This is a genomic window from Pseudomonas sp. IT-P74 (genome assembly GCF_949768175.1).
Taxonomy (GTDB): domain Bacteria; phylum Pseudomonadota; class Gammaproteobacteria; order Pseudomonadales; family Pseudomonadaceae; genus Aquipseudomonas.
This window is the reverse complement of sequence record NZ_CATKQD010000093.1, coordinates 61,329-76,068: the sequence shown is the minus strand read 5'-3', so window position 1 is coordinate 76,068 and position 14,740 is coordinate 61,329. Positions and strand designations below refer to the sequence as shown.

General features: G+C 59.3%; 16 protein-coding genes. 14 read left to right on the top strand and 2 right to left on the bottom strand.

The window, feature by feature from the left end; translation table 11 throughout:
* Positions 1 to 3: 3 nt before the first annotated feature.
* The 6 genes from cyoB to ACM6J5_RS28030 all read left to right on the top strand — a co-directional run bounded on the left by cyoB (position 4) and on the right by ACM6J5_RS28030 (position 4,710).
* Positions 4 to 2,034: a cytochrome o ubiquinol oxidase subunit I gene (gene cyoB / locus ACM6J5_RS28055; RefSeq protein WP_095944466.1), complete on the top strand. Its 2,031-nt coding sequence runs from the start codon at positions 4 to 6 to the stop codon at positions 2,032 to 2,034.
* 3 nt (positions 2,035 to 2,037) lie between these two features.
* Positions 2,038 to 2,664 (top strand): cytochrome o ubiquinol oxidase subunit III, encoded by a 627-nt coding sequence (locus ACM6J5_RS28050; protein ID WP_008046749.1) that lies wholly within the window; start codon positions 2,038 to 2,040, stop codon positions 2,662 to 2,664.
* The gene (gene cyoD, locus ACM6J5_RS28045) at positions 2,665 to 3,018 is read left to right on the top strand and encodes a cytochrome o ubiquinol oxidase subunit IV (protein WP_095944467.1); all 354 of its coding nucleotides are present in this window, start codon (positions 2,665 to 2,667) and stop codon (positions 3,016 to 3,018) included.
* Positions 3,019 to 3,029: 11 nt separating this feature from the next.
* Complete coding sequence (cyoE, locus tag ACM6J5_RS28040; protein WP_008046745.1) at positions 3,030 to 3,917, top strand: heme o synthase; 888 nt, start codon at positions 3,030 to 3,032, stop codon at positions 3,915 to 3,917.
* A 137-nt stretch (positions 3,918 to 4,054) separates the two neighbouring features.
* Positions 4,055 to 4,399 carry a toxin gene (locus tag ACM6J5_RS28035; protein WP_414929822.1) on the top strand — a complete coding sequence of 115 codons (345 nt, stop codon included), beginning with the start codon at positions 4,055 to 4,057 and terminating at the stop codon, positions 4,397 to 4,399.
* Positions 4,396 to 4,710: a helix-turn-helix domain-containing protein gene (locus ACM6J5_RS28030; protein ID WP_007970375.1), complete on the top strand. Its 315-nt coding sequence runs from the start codon at positions 4,396 to 4,398 to the stop codon at positions 4,708 to 4,710. Before ACM6J5_RS28035 ends, ACM6J5_RS28030 begins: the two co-directional genes overlap by 4 nt.
* A gap of 59 nt (positions 4,711 to 4,769) precedes the next feature.
* On the opposite strand, the gene ACM6J5_RS28025 is transcribed toward ACM6J5_RS28030, so the two are convergent.
* Both ACM6J5_RS28025 and ACM6J5_RS28020 read right to left on the bottom strand, forming a co-directional pair.
* Complete coding sequence (locus tag ACM6J5_RS28025; protein WP_414929743.1) at positions 4,770 to 5,048, bottom strand: DUF3077 domain-containing protein; 279 nt, start codon at positions 5,046 to 5,048, stop codon at positions 4,770 to 4,772.
* Positions 5,049 to 5,689: 641 nt separating this feature from the next.
* Positions 5,690 to 7,108, bottom strand: coding sequence for a PLP-dependent aminotransferase family protein (locus ACM6J5_RS28020; RefSeq protein WP_414929742.1), 1,419 nt, complete (start codon positions 7,106 to 7,108; stop codon positions 5,690 to 5,692).
* A 148-nt stretch (positions 7,109 to 7,256) separates the two neighbouring features.
* Here ACM6J5_RS28020 and ACM6J5_RS28015 point away from each other — a divergent pair, with 148 nt between their 5' ends.
* The 8 genes from ACM6J5_RS28015 (at position 7,257) to ACM6J5_RS27980 (ending at position 14,733) form a co-directional block, all read left to right on the top strand.
* Positions 7,257 to 8,357 (top strand): hypothetical protein, encoded by a 1,101-nt coding sequence (locus ACM6J5_RS28015; protein ID WP_414929741.1) that lies wholly within the window; start codon positions 7,257 to 7,259, stop codon positions 8,355 to 8,357.
* Positions 8,358 to 8,399: 42 nt separating this feature from the next.
* A complete protein-coding gene (locus ACM6J5_RS28010) occupies positions 8,400 to 9,680 on the top strand; it encodes an ATP-grasp domain-containing protein (protein ID WP_414929740.1) in 1,281 nt (426 codons plus the stop codon).
* A gap of 48 nt (positions 9,681 to 9,728) precedes the next feature.
* Positions 9,729 to 10,223 (top strand): RidA family protein, encoded by a 495-nt coding sequence (locus ACM6J5_RS28005; protein WP_046040191.1) that lies wholly within the window; start codon positions 9,729 to 9,731, stop codon positions 10,221 to 10,223.
* Between the two features lie 79 nt (positions 10,224 to 10,302).
* Positions 10,303 to 10,788, top strand: coding sequence for a cupin domain-containing protein (locus ACM6J5_RS28000; RefSeq protein WP_095944472.1), 486 nt, complete (start codon positions 10,303 to 10,305; stop codon positions 10,786 to 10,788).
* Positions 10,789 to 11,031: 243 nt separating this feature from the next.
* The gene (yfcF, locus tag ACM6J5_RS27995; RefSeq protein WP_414929739.1) at positions 11,032 to 11,676 is read left to right on the top strand and encodes a glutathione transferase; all 645 of its coding nucleotides are present in this window, start codon (positions 11,032 to 11,034) and stop codon (positions 11,674 to 11,676) included.
* A 32-nt stretch (positions 11,677 to 11,708) separates the two neighbouring features.
* Entirely contained in the window at positions 11,709 to 13,049 is a 1,341-nt protein-coding gene (locus tag ACM6J5_RS27990) for a KamA family radical SAM protein (protein WP_414929738.1), read from the top strand.
* Positions 13,050 to 13,080: 31 nt separating this feature from the next.
* The gene (locus ACM6J5_RS27985; protein ID WP_414929737.1) at positions 13,081 to 13,956 is read left to right on the top strand and encodes a branched-chain amino acid aminotransferase; all 876 of its coding nucleotides are present in this window, start codon (positions 13,081 to 13,083) and stop codon (positions 13,954 to 13,956) included.
* A gap of 18 nt (positions 13,957 to 13,974) precedes the next feature.
* On the top strand, positions 13,975 to 14,733 hold the full coding sequence (locus ACM6J5_RS27980) for a TauD/TfdA family dioxygenase (RefSeq protein ID WP_414929736.1): 759 nt from the start codon (positions 13,975 to 13,977) through the stop codon (positions 14,731 to 14,733).
* The last annotated feature ends 7 nt before the right edge of the window (positions 14,734 to 14,740 follow it).

The window sequence follows — 14,740 nt, the reverse complement described above, 5'->3', positions numbered from 1 at the left end:
ACGATGTTTGGTAAATTAAGTTGGGAAGCGGTCCCGTTCCACGAGCCGATCGTAATGGTGACCATCGCCATGATCGCGCTCGGCGGTCTGGCGCTGTTCGCGGGTATCACCTACTTCAAGAAGTGGACCTACCTGTGGACTGAGTGGCTGACGTCGGTCGACCACAAGAAAATCGGCGTGATGTACATCATCGTCGCCATGGTCATGCTGCTGCGCGGCTTTGCCGACGCCATCATGATGCGTACCCAGCTGGCCATGGCCACCGAGGGTTCGCCTGGCTACCTGCCACCTGAACACTATGACCAGATCTTCACCGCCCACGGTGTGATCATGATCATCTTCATGGCGATGCCATTCTTCACCGGCCTGATGAACCTTGCAGTGCCGCTGCAGATCGGCGCGCGTGACGTTGCCTACCCGTTCCTGAACTCCCTGAGCTTCTGGCTGCTGGTGTCCGGCGTAGTGCTGATCAACCTGTCCCTGGGCGTCGGCGAATTCGCCAAGACCGGCTGGGTTGCCTATCCGCCGCTGTCGGGCCTGCAATACAGCCCTGGCGTGGGGATGGATTACTACATCTGGGCGCTACAGCTATCGGGCCTGGGTACGACGCTGACGGGGGTCAACTTCCTGGCCACCGTGCTGAAAATGCGTACCCCTGGCATGAAGCTGATGGACATGCCGATCTTCACCTGGACCTGCACCTGGGCCAACGTCCTGATCGTGGCTTCGTTCCCGATCCTGACCGCTACCCTGGCGCTGCTGACGCTTGACCGTTACATGGATTTCCACATTTTCACCAACGAACTTGGTGGCAATCCGATGATGTACGTGAACCTGTTCTGGGCATGGGGTCACCCTGAGGTGTACATCCTGATCCTGCCAGCGTTCGGTATCTTCTCTGAAGTCATCTCGACCTTCACCGGCAAGAAACTGTTCGGCCACCACTCGATGGTCTACGCATCGGGCGCAATCTCGATCCTGGGCTTCATGGTCTGGCTGCACCACTTCTTCACCATGGGTTCGGGTGCCAGCGTCAACGCCTTCTTCGGTCTGGCGACGATGCTGATTTCCATCCCGACGGGTGTAAAGCTGTTCAACTGGCTGTTCACCATCTACCAGGGCCGTCTGCGTTTCACCAGCCAGGTGCTGTGGACCCTGGGCTTCATGGTGACCTTCGCCATCGGCGGCATGACCGGCGTACTGCTGGCCATCCCGGGTGCCGACTTCGTTCTGCACAACAGCCTGTTCGTGATCGCGCACTTCCATAACGTGATCATCGGCGGTGCGGTATTCGGTTACATCGCAGGTTTCGCGTTCTACTTCCCTAAAGCGTTCGGCTTCAAGCTGCACGAAGGCTGGGGCAAGGCTGCGTTCTGGTTCTGGATCAGCGGCTTCTTCGTCGCGTTCATGCCGCTCTATGCACTGGGCTTCATGGGCATGACCCGTCGCCTGAACGCCACCACCAACCCTGAGTGGGTGCCGTACCTGTACGTCGCCATGTTCGGTGCGGTGATGATTGCTGTCGGTATCGCTTGCCAGCTGATCCAGCTGTACGTCAGCGTGCGTGACCGCAAGAAGCCGGAAAACATGTGCGAACACGGCGACCCGTGGAATGCACACACCCTGGAATGGTCGACCTCGTCGCCACCTCCGTTCTACAACTTCGCCGTGCTGCCAAAAGCCGACGTCGTCGACCCGTTCACCGAAGCCAAGGAAAACGGCACCGCGTACAAGGCCCCGGCCAAGTACCAGCCGATCCACATGCCAAACAACACCGCCACCGGTGTGGTCATGGGGGCTCTGTTGACCGTGTTCGGTTTCGCGATGATCTGGCACATCTGGTGGCTGGCAATCGCTAGCCTGGCCGGCACCGTGATCTACTTCGTGATCCACGCGGCCCGTGATGATCAAGGCTATATGGTGCCGGTCGACGTGATCGAGCGCATCGAAGCCGAGCAGCACAAGCGTCTGGTAGCGGCAGGGAAAATCCCGGCCACCGCCACCCGTGTTGAAACCTCGTTGGAACAGGCTTAAACCATGTCGAACTTAGTGACCAATGCTGGACACACCCATGTCGATGGACATGGGCATGATGACCATCACCACGACTCGGGCGAGATGACCGTATTCGGTTTCTGGCTCTACCTGATGACCGACTGCATTCTGTTTGCGTCGATCTTCGCGGCGTACGCGGTACTGGTTAACAACGTAGCGGGTGGCCCGTCGGGCCACGACATCTTCGAACTGCCATACGTACTGGGCGAAACCGCCCTGCTGCTGTTCAGTTCGATCACCTACGGCTTCGCCATGCTGGCGTTCTTCAAGGGCAACAAGAAGCAGGTCCTGGGCTGGCTGGCCATGACCTTCATGTTCGGTGCCGGCTTCATCGGCATGGAAATCAACGAGTTCCACGTGTTGATCTCCGAGGGCTACGGCCCTAGCCGTTCCGGCTTCCTGTCCGGGTTCTTCACCCTGGTCGGCACCCACGGTCTGCACGTGACCAGCGGTCTGATCTGGATGGCGATCATGATGTATCAGGTGCAGAAAAACGGCCTGACGGCGACCAACAAGACCCGTCTGAGCTGCCTGAGCCTGTTCTGGCACTTCCTGGACGTCGTGTGGATCTGCGTATTCACCGTTGTTTACCTGATGGGGACTATGTAAATGGCTAACACAGCTCATTCCCAAAATGGCCATGGCCATGACAGCCACGACGCCGGTCACGGCAGCGTCAAGTCCTACGGCATCGGTTTCATCCTGTCGGTGATCCTGACCCTGATCCCGTTCGGTCTGGTGATGTACCCGACGCTGCCGAAGTCGATCACCCTGATGATCGTCGTCGCGTTCGCAGTCATCCAGGTGCTGGTGCACCTGGTGTACTTCCTGCACCTGGACCGTTCGGCCGCCCAGCGAAACAACGTGATTGCGTTTGTCTTCGCCGCGATCGTGATCGTCCTGCTGGTTGGCCTGTCGCTGTGGATCATGTTCAGCATCCACACGTTCATGATGGCGAAGTGAGGTAAGTCCGCATGTCCCTCAAGCACTTTATCCAAATCACCAAACCGGGGATCATTTTCGGTAACGTGCTTTCTGTGGCAGGCGGATTTTTCCTGGCCTCCAAAGGGCATGTCGATCTGGCCATCTTCCTGGCCGCCATGATCGGCACGTCCCTGGTGGTTGCCTCCGGTTGCGTGTTCAACAACTGCATCGACCGCGACATCGACATCAAGATGGAACGCACCAAGAACCGCGTGCTGGTCCAGGGCTTGATCTCCCTGAAACTGGCCCTGATCTATGCGACCGTCCTGGGTGTCGCCGGCGTTGCGCTGTTGTACAAGGTGGCCAACCCGTTGGCCGCCTTGTTCGCGGTGATCGGCTTCGTGATCTACGTCGGCTTCTACAGCCTGTACCTCAAGCGCAAGTCGGTTCACGGCACGCTGGTGGGCAGTCTGTCGGGCGCCATGCCGCCGGTGATTGGCTACGTCGCAGTCAGCAACACCTTCGACATGGCCGCGCTGACCCTGCTGGTGATGTTCAGCCTGTGGCAGATGCCGCATTCCTACGCCATCGCGATCTTCCGCTTCAACGATTACCTGGCCGCATCGATTCCGGTGCTGCCAGTGAAGCGCGGCATCCAGGTGGCCAAGAAGCACATCCTGATCTACATCCTGGCCTTCCTCGTGGCGACCTTGATGCTGACCTTCAGCGGCTACGCCGGCATGAGCTACCTCGCCGTCGCCGCGGCCATGGGCATGTACTGGCTGTACATGGCCTGGACCGGCTACAAGGCAGTGGATGACACGGTCTGGGCACGCAAGCTGTTCGTGTTCTCGATCTTCACCATTACCGCGTTGAGCGTGATGATGTCCCTGGACTTCAAAGTGCCGACCGAGTTGCTGCTGACGTACGCGCCTTAAGCGTCGGATGCTGTAAAGAAAAGCCCCGCCTTCGAGAGAAGAGCGGGGCTTTTTGTTGGGGCAAATCGCAAGGGCTGCTCGTCAGGAAGATGATTCGTCGGTTGCATGACTATAAGCAAATTGCCTATAGTTTGCCGATGCGAACCGTATTCTTCGAAACCACATCCTTCACTACAACCGTTGGCGATTATCTGACGGACGATGAGTATCGTGCTTTGCAGTCGCACATGCAGTTGAACCCGCAAGCGGGTGATGTCATGCCTCGAACGGGCGGTTTCCGAAAGCTGCGTTGGGCTGATGGACGCCGAGGTAAAGGTAGGCGAGGTGGCTTGCGGGTTATCTATTATTGGCTTATGAATAATGGCCAGTTCTGGATGTTCGCAATTTATGACAAAGATGAGCTTGAGAATTTGACCGCCGACCAAGAGAAGGTGCTCAAGAAAGCCATAGAGACAGAGTTGAAAAAACGAGGTACCCCATGAAAAAACGCGACCTGTTTGCAGAGTTGATGCAGGGCGTTGATGAGATGGCGGCTCAACGCGAAGGCAAGATTACGTTGCGCAATACGGTAGTGGAGGACATCCCTGCACCAGAGGTGGGGGCGCAAGAAATCGTTGCGCTACGGGAAAAACTACACATGTCCCAGGCCGTTTTTGCCAAGCGAATTCGAACCAGTCCCAGCACCCTGAGAAACTGGGAGCAGGAAAAGTCGAAGCCCAATGCTCAGGCCGCCTTGCTGATCAGGTTGGTTGAGAAGTTTCCGGATATGGTTGATCGACTGGCAGTCGTCTGATCACATCGTCGAATATCTGAAAAGCCCCGCGTTTCAAACGAAACGCGGGGCTTTTTCATTTAGGCGCGGTTGTTACACGGTGCATCGAGCACCTTCACCACGTCGTCGATGATTGCCTTGCTCATGTCCTGCAGGAAATGCGAGGCCCAGGCGTGTCGGTCGGAGTCGCGAACCATGGCTGCGTCTGAGGCGAGCAGTTTTGCGAGGTGGAGCAGGTCAGAGGCGTGGTAGAGGGCTTCGACTACCGGGACACCGGCGTTGATGCGGAACAGGGGTTCGTTGGCGTGGTAGGAGAACGGGGTGAGGCCGATGGTTTTGAGGTCTTGGGGATTGGTCATTGGGCTTCACCTCCTGTTGGTCAGGTGGTGTGGGATGACCGGTGAAGCGGACAGATCAATAGCGTGCATTGGCAATACTCCAGAAATCAAAGTAGAGCCGCCACGTTCGTTCTCAGGCGAATGGGTGGCAGCTATGCGCAGGCTGAGAAACCGGTTGCACGACCCGGCAGACCCGAAGGTCTCCCACGCACAGCCGCCATTGCACGAAATGCGGGCATAAAAAAACGCCAACAATCGTGATTTGGGCGCTAGTGCGCGTGCAGTTTACCCGGGTTCTCAGGCCCGGTCGCTGAATTGGCAGCGACCGGGCAAAGTTAGCCGGCAAGGATAAGGTCGGCAATCGTAGCCATCTGATGGCCGGGGATCTCATTGGATACCACAACCCCTGTGGGAGCGAGCCTGCTCGCGATAGCGGTGTGTCAGGCAACATTGATGCTGGATGTGACGGCCTCATCGCGAGCAGGCTCGCTCCCACATTGGACTAGCGTCATCGCTGATATCGAGCATGACGCTGGCCCCTGTGGGAGCGAGCCTGCTCGCGATGGCGGCGTGTCAGGCAATATCAATTTTGAATGTGATGGCCCCTTCGTTGGATCGCCGCCCGGAGCAAGCCCGCTCCCCCACAGGGTCGAGGCAGTCAGCTATTTTTGGGGATTATCAAGCAACCGAAAAAACCGCTCCCGCACCTGCAAGCTGTCACTGTGCGCCACATTGAATCGCAGGAACTGACTGGCATCCGGTCCTTTGCTCAGCAAGGTGCCCGGCGCCAATACCATATTGTTCTCCAGCCCCTGGCGAGCCAGGTTCTCGGCGTGCAAGCCCTCCGGCAACCGTGCCCAGATAAACACGCCTTCGCCTGGCAATGACGACAAAGAACACCCAGCCTGCGCCAACCAACCGGCCACACGGCTATTGGATTCATACAACCGATCCACCGTGCGCCGCGCATGCTTGGCATAGCTGCCGTCGCTGAGCATGGTGCAGGTGATCTGTTCCGCCAGCTCCGACGTCACCCCGCCGCAGGCCATTTTCAGGGCGACCATGCGTGCCGCCAATTGTGGCGACAGCACGGTATAGCTGACGCGGCTGTTGGCGGTCAGGGTCTTGGAGAAGCCCGACACATAACTCACATTGTCCAGCCCGCTGGCCGCCAGGCGGGGGGTGCGGCGTTGCTGGATGTCGCAGTACAGATCGTCTTCGACGATGTGGAAGCCATGGCGGTGGCTCAGTTCCAGCAAGCGGTAGACCTGGGCCGGGGTGAACGAGTGGCCGGTGGGGTTATGCAGCGTGCTGTTGGTCATGTACAGCACGGGTTTGTGGGCGATCAGCAGTTGCTCGAAGGCGTCGAGGTCCATGCCGTCGCAATCCCGGGCGATGGTGATGACTTTGGCCCCATGCAACGCCAGGTTGGCGTGCATGTTGAAGTAGCAGGGATCGTCGAGCAGCACGGTGTCGCCGGGTTTGACCAGCAGGCGCATCAGCAGGTCGATGGCCTGCATGGTGTTGGCGGTGGTGATGATCTGGTCCACCGACGCTTCGATGCCGAAGGTCGCCAGTTTGACCCGCAGGGCCTGGCGCAACGGCAAGTAACCGCCGGCTACGCCGTACTCGCCCATGCGCAACGACGTCGCACGCAAGGTGCTGCGCACGGCTTTCTGCAATTCTTCGGCGGGTAGCCACGAGGTCGGCAGAAAACCGCAGCCGGGACGCAGCGTGCCGTTGTCCAGCAGCAAGGCGCGACGAATCACGCTGAGGGTGTCCTGGGGTTGCAGGTCCGGGCCGGTGCCGCTTTTCAGTGCCGCTTCGGAGCGATGCACGTAATGCCCGGAGCCCTGGCGAGACACCACCAGCCCCTTGGCTCGCATGCGGTCCAGGGCATCGACCACCGTGGATTTGCCCACGTTCATCAAGTCGGAGAGTTCGCGAATCGGCGGCAGCTTGGCGCCGTGGGGCAGGCCACCGGTGCTGATCGCCTGAGTCAACTGATCGACGATCTGCTGCACCAGCGGCGCGCCGGGCTGGAATTCAATGGCGGCAATGACTGCGCGTTGAACCTGCATTTTACTGGTCTCTCCGGCAGTAAAGTTCGTTGGATTCTATACGAACTTGCCCTGATCAGGACAAGTCTCTCTCTCTACCATGCCCTTACAGACTTTTCTGAAGGTCGGCCTTTGTTGGCGGGCGTTCACCCGGTTCCTGAGGTGCTGCATGAGTGTCGAAACAACGGTCGCGGTAGCCAAACCGGTCATCAACCTGCGGCTATTCACGATCCGGATCATCACCGCTGTCTCGCTGTTCGCGGTGCTGGGCAAGGCCAACGTCTGGCTCGACACGGCCACCAACAGCATCCTGGCCCTTGGATATCGCGCCTTGTTGCTGCTGTTGCCCCTGACTTTACTGGTGCTTGGCCGCCGTTCCCTGAGCGTCACGCTGCTGTGTGCCGGCCTTGGCCTGGTGCTGCTGGCGCTGACCAGCCATCAAGGCATGGTGATGTTTGCCGCCGCACTGTTTGCCTACGGCATTGCCATTGCCGGTTACCTGATCAAGAGCGAAGCGGCCCAGACCAAGGAAGGCGCGGCCTACAACCGCGTAGCCATGAACATGGGCAGCCTGGTGGCCGGTTTGATCCTGCTGTCGCCGCTGCTTACGCCGACGATGTTTTTCCTCGGTGCGGCGGCGTTCGTGTTGCTGTGCCTGCCGATCGCCCTCGGCGCGACCTTCACCACCGAACCGGTGGTCGCCCGCCCGGCCAGTCAAACCGGAAGCAACTGGGGCAACAAACTGCCCTGGGTGATCGCCGGCATCATCATGGGCATCAAGCTGTTCGGGGTGTTCTCGATCCTGCCACAGGCGATCCTGCTCAAGACCGGCGAGCTGCCGGCCTGGTACGGCTTGATGCTGATCCTCAACAGCGCCGTAGTGGTGTTCGCCCAGGTGCCGGTGATGAAGCTGATTGAGCGCACCGGGCGCTTCAAGGTCGTGGCGGTGATCGGGATCATCGTCGGCGGCTTTGCGGTGCTGTCTTCGCCCGCCGCGTTCCATGTCGAAACCCTCGCCGGGGCGCTGGTCTGGGTGGCGCTGCTGTCCATCGCCGAATGCGCCTTCAGCTACCTGGATTACTTCTCGGTCAAGCAAAACAACATGTTCGTCAAGGAAGTGTCCCTGGGAGTGGGGGCCGGGCTGACCGTGTTGATCATGCGGGTGGTGCCGGCGCCGTACAACGCGCTGGTGCTGGCCGCCATCGGTGCCGCAGGGATCCTGGCCTGGTATTGGCTCAACCGTAAATCCAATGCGTCGCTGCATGACTGAGTCATCGCCGTTGCGGTTTTCACTTTGCAGGTCGGGGGCATTATGAATACGACTTCATGCGTAGTAGTGGTCGGTTACAACGGCAATCGGGTTCACGACATCCAGAAGCTGCGCGAGCTGTGCAAGTCGCTCTACAACGCCAGGCTCATCCTGCTGGTCGAGAAAATTCAGCCCCATGACGATCAGGTGGCCGATCACGTCTGCAGTACCTCACTGGCAGAGGAAGATGTGGCGGCGTCCCTTGAACTGGTGGTGGGGTGCCTGAATGCCGACAGCTGGAAGCTGATCGGCGTACTGCCGTTCTCCGATCGCGGGGTGCTGCTCGGTGCGGCGCTGGCCAGCCATTTCGGCCTGCCGGGCATTACCCCGGGCGAAGCGCGGGCGGGCGTGGACAAGCAGATTTTCCGCCAGCTCGAAGCGGCGGCCAGCACCTCCCCTGGAGAATACCGAGCGGTGTTTTCCGTGCGGGTCGAAAGCCTGTCGGAACTGCGCCAGCGCGTCGTCGAACTGGGTGGCAAGGCCTTCGTCAAGCCGGCCTGTGAAGGCGCGAGCCGGGGTTGTCGCGTGATCCATCACCCTTCGGAATGCGATGACGCCTGGCTCGCCCTGAAGCCTTACCGCGAAGGCGGCATCGTTCTTGAAGAGTTGGTGCAGAACGCCCGCGAATACAGCTGGGACTGCGTGGCGGGCAGCACCTGGGTGACTGAAAAAACCACCACCGAAGGCGCTTATCGCGCAGAGATCCAGCAAGTCGTGCCCGCACCGCTTGCGGCTGAGGTACAGGCACTTTTGATGGCGGCCGGTCGGCATATGGCGGGCCTGGTGTCTCGGGACAACGGCGCCTGGCACAACGAAGTGTTCCTGCGCAGCGATAACCTGACCTCGGCCGTGGAAACCAACATGCGGCCTGGCGGCATGCACATCTGGGACCTGGCCAAACGCGCCTTCGTCGATTTCGATCCGTGGGAGCGCTGGGTGCGCTGGGCGGTGGAAGGCCAGACCGAACAGCATGAGCCAGTGGCCCGCGGCTACTGCGGCATTCGACTGCTGAGGGCGCCATCCGGCGGCATCCTGCGCTCGACGCCTGACATCGAGGCCCTGGCCCGCGCCCTGCGTATCGACCTGGTGGAAGGCCAGTACGCCAAGCGTGTCGGTGACTCGGTCAGCGCGCAGATCAAGGACAACTTCTCATTCATCGGCCACATCGTGCTGTTCAACGAACACTACGGGCAACTGAGCAACGACCTGTTGCGTCTGGCCGAAGCGATTGAGTCACGCATTGAGGTGACTTGCCTGGCACCGGCCACCCGCGCCGTGTGTTGAGCCCGCAAGTCCCCGTTTTTTGCATTACTGATCAAGAGGGTTCGATCAATGATCCAGCACATGACCTGCGATGAACGCTTCATCGCCCTGGCCAAAGAGTTTGGTTATGACATCTACGGCGAAAACACCGCGGGTGGGCATTACGCACCGCTGATCCGTCATCACGATGAGCTGTACATCAGCGGCCTGGTGCCGCGCATGAACGGCAAGATCCATTACCCCGGCCGTGTCGGGCTGGACCTCAGCATGGCCGATGCCCAAGCGGCGGCCAGCATCAGCGCGATGCGCGGGTTGGCGTTGATCGTCGATGCGATTGGCTCGCTGGACAAGATCAAGTCATTGATCCGGGTAACGGTCTATGTGAAGTCCACGGCGGACTTTGTCGATTTGAGCGAAGTGGCCAACGGCGCCTCGGATGTGTTCAGCCATGTGCTGGGCGATGCCGGTAAACATACGCGCACTACAGTGGGTGTTTATCAGTTACCCAAGAATGCCGCGATAGAAGTGGACATGATCGCCGCCTTGCGCCCATCGGTTTTGTAAGTTGTTTCCCGACTTTACAGTGCTGAACCCTTAACTTAATGTTTAGCGCTAAAGTGTGGGGAAAAAAAAGGACGTGCGAATGGATAACTTTCAAGGTGCGTTTTTTTCATATAAGGACTTTCGTCAAAGCCTGTACCATCGAACGCCAGTTCCCAAGGTATGGAAAGGCACTGAACTGGCGGGTATGCGCGAGGCCCTTGAAGCCAGTGACGTTGATATTGTCGCATTGGCTCACGACAAGAGCATTGAGGGTTGTGAAGTGACGCCTGGCATGGCGATCGCCATGCAATGGCTGAACCCGGGTGTGACGCTCAACGGGCATGCCCATTCCTGGTGGCACCTGTTTGTCATCCAGTGTGGCAGTGGCGTGTTGACCCTCGGCGATGCCGACGGGGTCAACGTCAGCAATGGCGACGTGTTGCTGGTACCGGCGTGGACCAGACACGGCTTCGTCAACACTAGCAAACACGAGCCACTGGCGATGCTGAACATGAGCAACATGCCGCAAATGGCACTGCTTTCGAACTTCGCCGACAGCCATGGCCTGATTACCACCCAGGCGTAATTTCCCAGCGAATCAACCCAGGGAGCCCACCTTCGTCGGCTCCCTTTTTTTGTTTTTCAGATCTGCCCCGGTATCGCTTTTTGCAGCGTTGTTACCGGGGTTTTAACTGCGTGTCTGTCGGTGGAAAACAACTTTCTGTATCGATTGAAACGGGCAAATTCTGTATCTATCCAGCCTTGATTCAACTAACTACGATCACTTCCAATGCACGTCAAACCCTGCAGTTGGTCAATGGAGTGTTCTATGGAAAACAGGAAGCTAAAACTGTATGTTGGCGCCGACTATGTCAGCGCTTTTGCGATGTCGGCTTTTGTGGCGCTCAAGGAAAAGCAACGTTCATTTGAACTTGTTACTGTTGATCTAAAGTCACGCGAAAACTATCTGGCGAGTTATCGTGATCTTTCGCTGACCTGCAAGATTCCAACGCTGGTCCACGACGATTTTGCCTTGTCGGAATCATCGGCGATTGCCGAATACCTCGATGAACTCTCCCCCGGGCATAAAAAACTCTATCCGCAGGACCTCCAGCAGCGCGCCCGTGCCCGTCAACTGCAAGCCTGGTTGCGCAGTGACTTGCTGGTGGTGCGCAAGGAGCGCCCGTTTGACCTGGTGTACTTCGGCAAGAAAAACACCGCGCTGTCCGACGATGCCCAGGCCGCCGTCGAGCGCTTGTTCTTCGTCGCCGACCATTTGCTGGAAGAGGGGGCGGAGCATCTGTTCGGCGACTGGAGCATTGCCGACACCGACCTGGCAATCATGCTCAACCGACTGGTTGCCAACGGCGATCCGGTGCCTGCACGGCTCGCGGGGTATGTACGTCGCCAGTGGGATCGCGACAGCGTCCGGGCATGGATGGACATAGAGCGCAAAGCGCCGGCCATCGCGTAATAACACTCAGGGCAATCACCAGGAGCGCGGCCATGCAAGGACTGTCGGAGCACGAACGCTACAAACCCTATAACTCACGCACCATCCGCGATACACCTTACTGGCACAAGCTGACGCCGGCGTTGCAGGAGGCCATGACCATCGTGGCCAGAGTCATGCCGTTCCGTACCAACGAATACGTGCTGGGCACGTTGATCGACTGGAGCAACATCCCGGACGACCCGATTTTTCGTATGACTTTCCCCCACAAGGACATGTTGCTGGCAGAGGAATATGCCTCGCTCAAGCAACTGATCGAGCAAGATGACGGCGCGGCGATCAAGCGTCGGATCGAGGCGATCTGGCGCCGTATGAACCCGCATCCGGCCGGGCAGTTGACCCACAACGTTGCCACCCTCCACGGCAAAGTCCTGCCGGGCATCCAGCACAAGTACCGCGAGACGGTGCTGTTTTTCCCCGGAGCCGGTCAGACCTGTCACGCGTACTGCACCTTCTGTTTCCGCTGGGCGCAGTTCATCGGCGAAGAAGAACTCAAGTTCAACGCCCGTGAGTCCCAGGAGCTGGTCAGTTACCTGAGGGTGCACACGGAAGTGACCGACGTGCTGATTACCGGCGGCGACCCGATGATCATGAACACCCGCTCCCTGGCCGGTTATATCGAGCCGCTGCTGGAACTGCCACACCTGAAGAACATCCGCATCGGCACCAAGTCCGTGGCGTACTGGCCCCAGCGTTTTGTCAGCGACAACGATGCGCCTGAGCTGCTGGAGCTGTTCCAGCGCATCGTCGCGGCGGGGAAAAACCTGTCGATCATGGGCCATTACAACCACCCGGTGGAGATCCGCCAGCCCATCGCCCGCCAGGCCATCGAACGCATTCGTTCGACGGGGGCGACGGTGCGCATGCAGGCGCCGGTGATCCGCCACATCAACGAAAACCCCGCCGATTGGGCCGCGCTGTGGACCGAAGGTGTGCGGCTCGGGGCCGTGCCTTATTACATGTTCGTCGAGCGCGATACCGGACCCAGTCATTACTTCGCACTGCCGCTGGCCAGGGCCTTCGAGATCTTCCAGGCGGCGTATCGCACGGTATCGGGGCTGGCGCGAACGGTGCGCGGGCCGTCCATGAGCACCTTCTACGGCAAGGTGTTGATCAACGGCATCGAGACCGTCGCCGGGGAAAAGGTTTTCGTCTTGCAGTTCCTCCAGGCCCGCGATCCGCAATGGGTGTTGCGCACGTTCTACGCGCGCTTCGATCCGCAAGTGACCTGGTTCGACGATCTGCAACCGGCCTTCGGCGAGCGTGCGTTCTTCTTTCAGACCGAGCTCACCGCCGTGCCGGAATTGATACCCGTGTTGCTGGAATCGGCGTAGGAAAAATCATGAACAATGGGGAGATATGGATATGAGCAGTATCCCGTTTGATCAGCGCGAGGGCGTTATCTGGCTCGACGGCGAGTTCGTAGAGTGGTCCCGGGCGCAGTTGCATGTGCTGACCCATGGCCTGCATTACGCGAGCACCGTGTATGAAGGCGAGCGGGTCTACAACGGCAAGGTTTTCAAGCTGCGCGAACACAGCGAGCGCTTGTATCGCTCGGCGCAACTGATGGACTTTGCCATCCCCTATGCACTGGCTGAACTGGAAGCGGCGAGCTACGAACTGCTGCAACGCAACAAGGTCGCCGACGGCTACCTGCGCCCGGTGGCCTGGCGCGGCAGCGAGATGATTTCCACTTCGGCGCGTTTCAACCGTGTGCACCTGGCCATCGCGTGCTGGCAGTGGCCGAGCTATTTCGACCCGGCGGCGCGCATGGCCGGCATCCGCTTGAAAACCGCGAGCTGGCGTCGTCCGCCACCGAGCAGCAGTCCGTTCGAAGCCAAGGCCTCCGGGCATTACCAGATCGCCACGCTGAGCAAGCACGATGCCGAGAACACGGGGTACCACGATGCGCTGATGCTCGACTGGCGCGGCCACGTGGCCGAAGCCACCAGCGCCAATGTGTTCTTTGTCAAAGGCCGGACGCTGCACACCCCCGCACCGGATTGCTTCCTCAACGGCATCACCCGCCAGACCGTGATCGAACTGGCCAAGGCGCTGGACTATCAGGTCGTTGAACGCACGATTTTGCCTACGGAGCTTGGCGACTTCGAGGAGTGTTTTCTCACAGGCACCGCTGCCGAAATTACCCCGGTGCAGAGTATCGATGAGCAGCACTATCGACCGGGTGACGCCTGCCGCGACTTCATCGCTGCGTACACCTCAACCGTCAACGCCGGATAACCCGCCAGGAATCTCACCATGTCAGACCAAGGGATTGTTGCGTCTCAACCTTACATTTCGCTCGGCCATCGTCATGAGGAACTGTCGACGTTGGGCTGGACGGTGCTGACCCCCGAGGAATTTGCCGATGATGTCGTAGGCACCTTGCTCGAATTCGGCCCGATCATTCCGCAGTTCAACGGCCAGATGGCCTTTGCCATTACCCGCAAGCCGGGTTACGAAGACTTGCCGTACTCCCAGAGCATGAACGGCATCGGCCCCCACACCGAAGCGCCGGTATACGGGCCGCCGCCACGCTACCTGGCGTTGCATTGCCATAAACAGGCCACGTGCGGTGGCGGGCACACCGGTTTGGTGGACGGCTACGAATTTCTCAAGTCCCTGGAACACAGCGAACCGCAACTGCGTGAGTGGCTGGATGACACGCCGGTAGAATTTGTCGCCACCGCCAAACCCGGCGAACCGGCGCAACGACGGGTCAAGGAATACATCCTCACGCCTACAGAGGACGGGGATATTTTCCGCTTCAGCTACAACCAGTTTCACTACGGCGACGTGAACCCGTCCAAGGAGGCCCTGCAGCAATCCCTGGTCGCCGACAGCACCTCGCCGCTGGCCAGGTTTGCCGTGCTCGGCGAAGCGTACTTCGTCGAGCACAACGTGCCGGTGCTGATTCCCGACGGATGCCTGCTGATTTGGGACAACTGGCGAATGATTCACGCCCGCAGTCGTTACACTGACCCGACGCGCAACCTGACCCGCTATTGGCTGGCCTGATTTTTCC

Excerpts from the sequence above, each read along its gene's own strand:
- ACM6J5_RS28025 (WP_414929743.1), bottom strand. The coding sequence starts at position 5,048 with ATGACCAATCCCCAAGACCTCAAAACCATCGGCCTCACCCCGTTCTCC.
- ACM6J5_RS28010 (WP_414929740.1), top strand. The coding sequence starts at position 8,400 with ATGAATACGACTTCATGCGTAGTAGTGGTCGGTTACAACGGCAATCGG.
- yfcF (WP_414929739.1), top strand. The coding sequence starts at position 11,032 with ATGGAAAACAGGAAGCTAAAACTGTATGTTGGCGCCGACTATGTCAGC.
- ACM6J5_RS28020 (WP_414929742.1), bottom strand. The coding sequence starts at position 7,108 with ATGCAGGTTCAACGCGCAGTCATTGCCGCCATTGAATTCCAGCCCGGC.
- ACM6J5_RS27985 (WP_414929737.1), top strand. The coding sequence starts at position 13,081 with ATGAGCAGTATCCCGTTTGATCAGCGCGAGGGCGTTATCTGGCTCGAC.
- cyoB (WP_095944466.1), top strand. The coding sequence starts at position 4 with ATGTTTGGTAAATTAAGTTGGGAAGCGGTCCCGTTCCACGAGCCGATC.
- ACM6J5_RS28015 (WP_414929741.1), top strand. The coding sequence starts at position 7,257 with ATGAGTGTCGAAACAACGGTCGCGGTAGCCAAACCGGTCATCAACCTG.
- ACM6J5_RS27990 (WP_414929738.1), top strand. The coding sequence starts at position 11,709 with ATGCAAGGACTGTCGGAGCACGAACGCTACAAACCCTATAACTCACGC.
- ACM6J5_RS28035 (WP_414929822.1), top strand. The coding sequence starts at position 4,055 with ATGCGAACCGTATTCTTCGAAACCACATCCTTCACTACAACCGTTGGC.
- ACM6J5_RS28005 (WP_046040191.1), top strand. The coding sequence starts at position 9,729 with ATGATCCAGCACATGACCTGCGATGAACGCTTCATCGCCCTGGCCAAA.
- ACM6J5_RS28050 (WP_008046749.1), top strand. The coding sequence starts at position 2,038 with ATGTCGAACTTAGTGACCAATGCTGGACACACCCATGTCGATGGACAT.
- cyoD (WP_095944467.1), top strand. The coding sequence starts at position 2,665 with ATGGCTAACACAGCTCATTCCCAAAATGGCCATGGCCATGACAGCCAC.
- ACM6J5_RS28000 (WP_095944472.1), top strand. The coding sequence starts at position 10,303 with ATGGATAACTTTCAAGGTGCGTTTTTTTCATATAAGGACTTTCGTCAA.
- ACM6J5_RS27980 (WP_414929736.1), top strand. The coding sequence starts at position 13,975 with ATGTCAGACCAAGGGATTGTTGCGTCTCAACCTTACATTTCGCTCGGC.
- cyoE (WP_008046745.1), top strand. The coding sequence starts at position 3,030 with ATGTCCCTCAAGCACTTTATCCAAATCACCAAACCGGGGATCATTTTC.
- ACM6J5_RS28030 (WP_007970375.1), top strand. The coding sequence starts at position 4,396 with ATGAAAAAACGCGACCTGTTTGCAGAGTTGATGCAGGGCGTTGATGAG.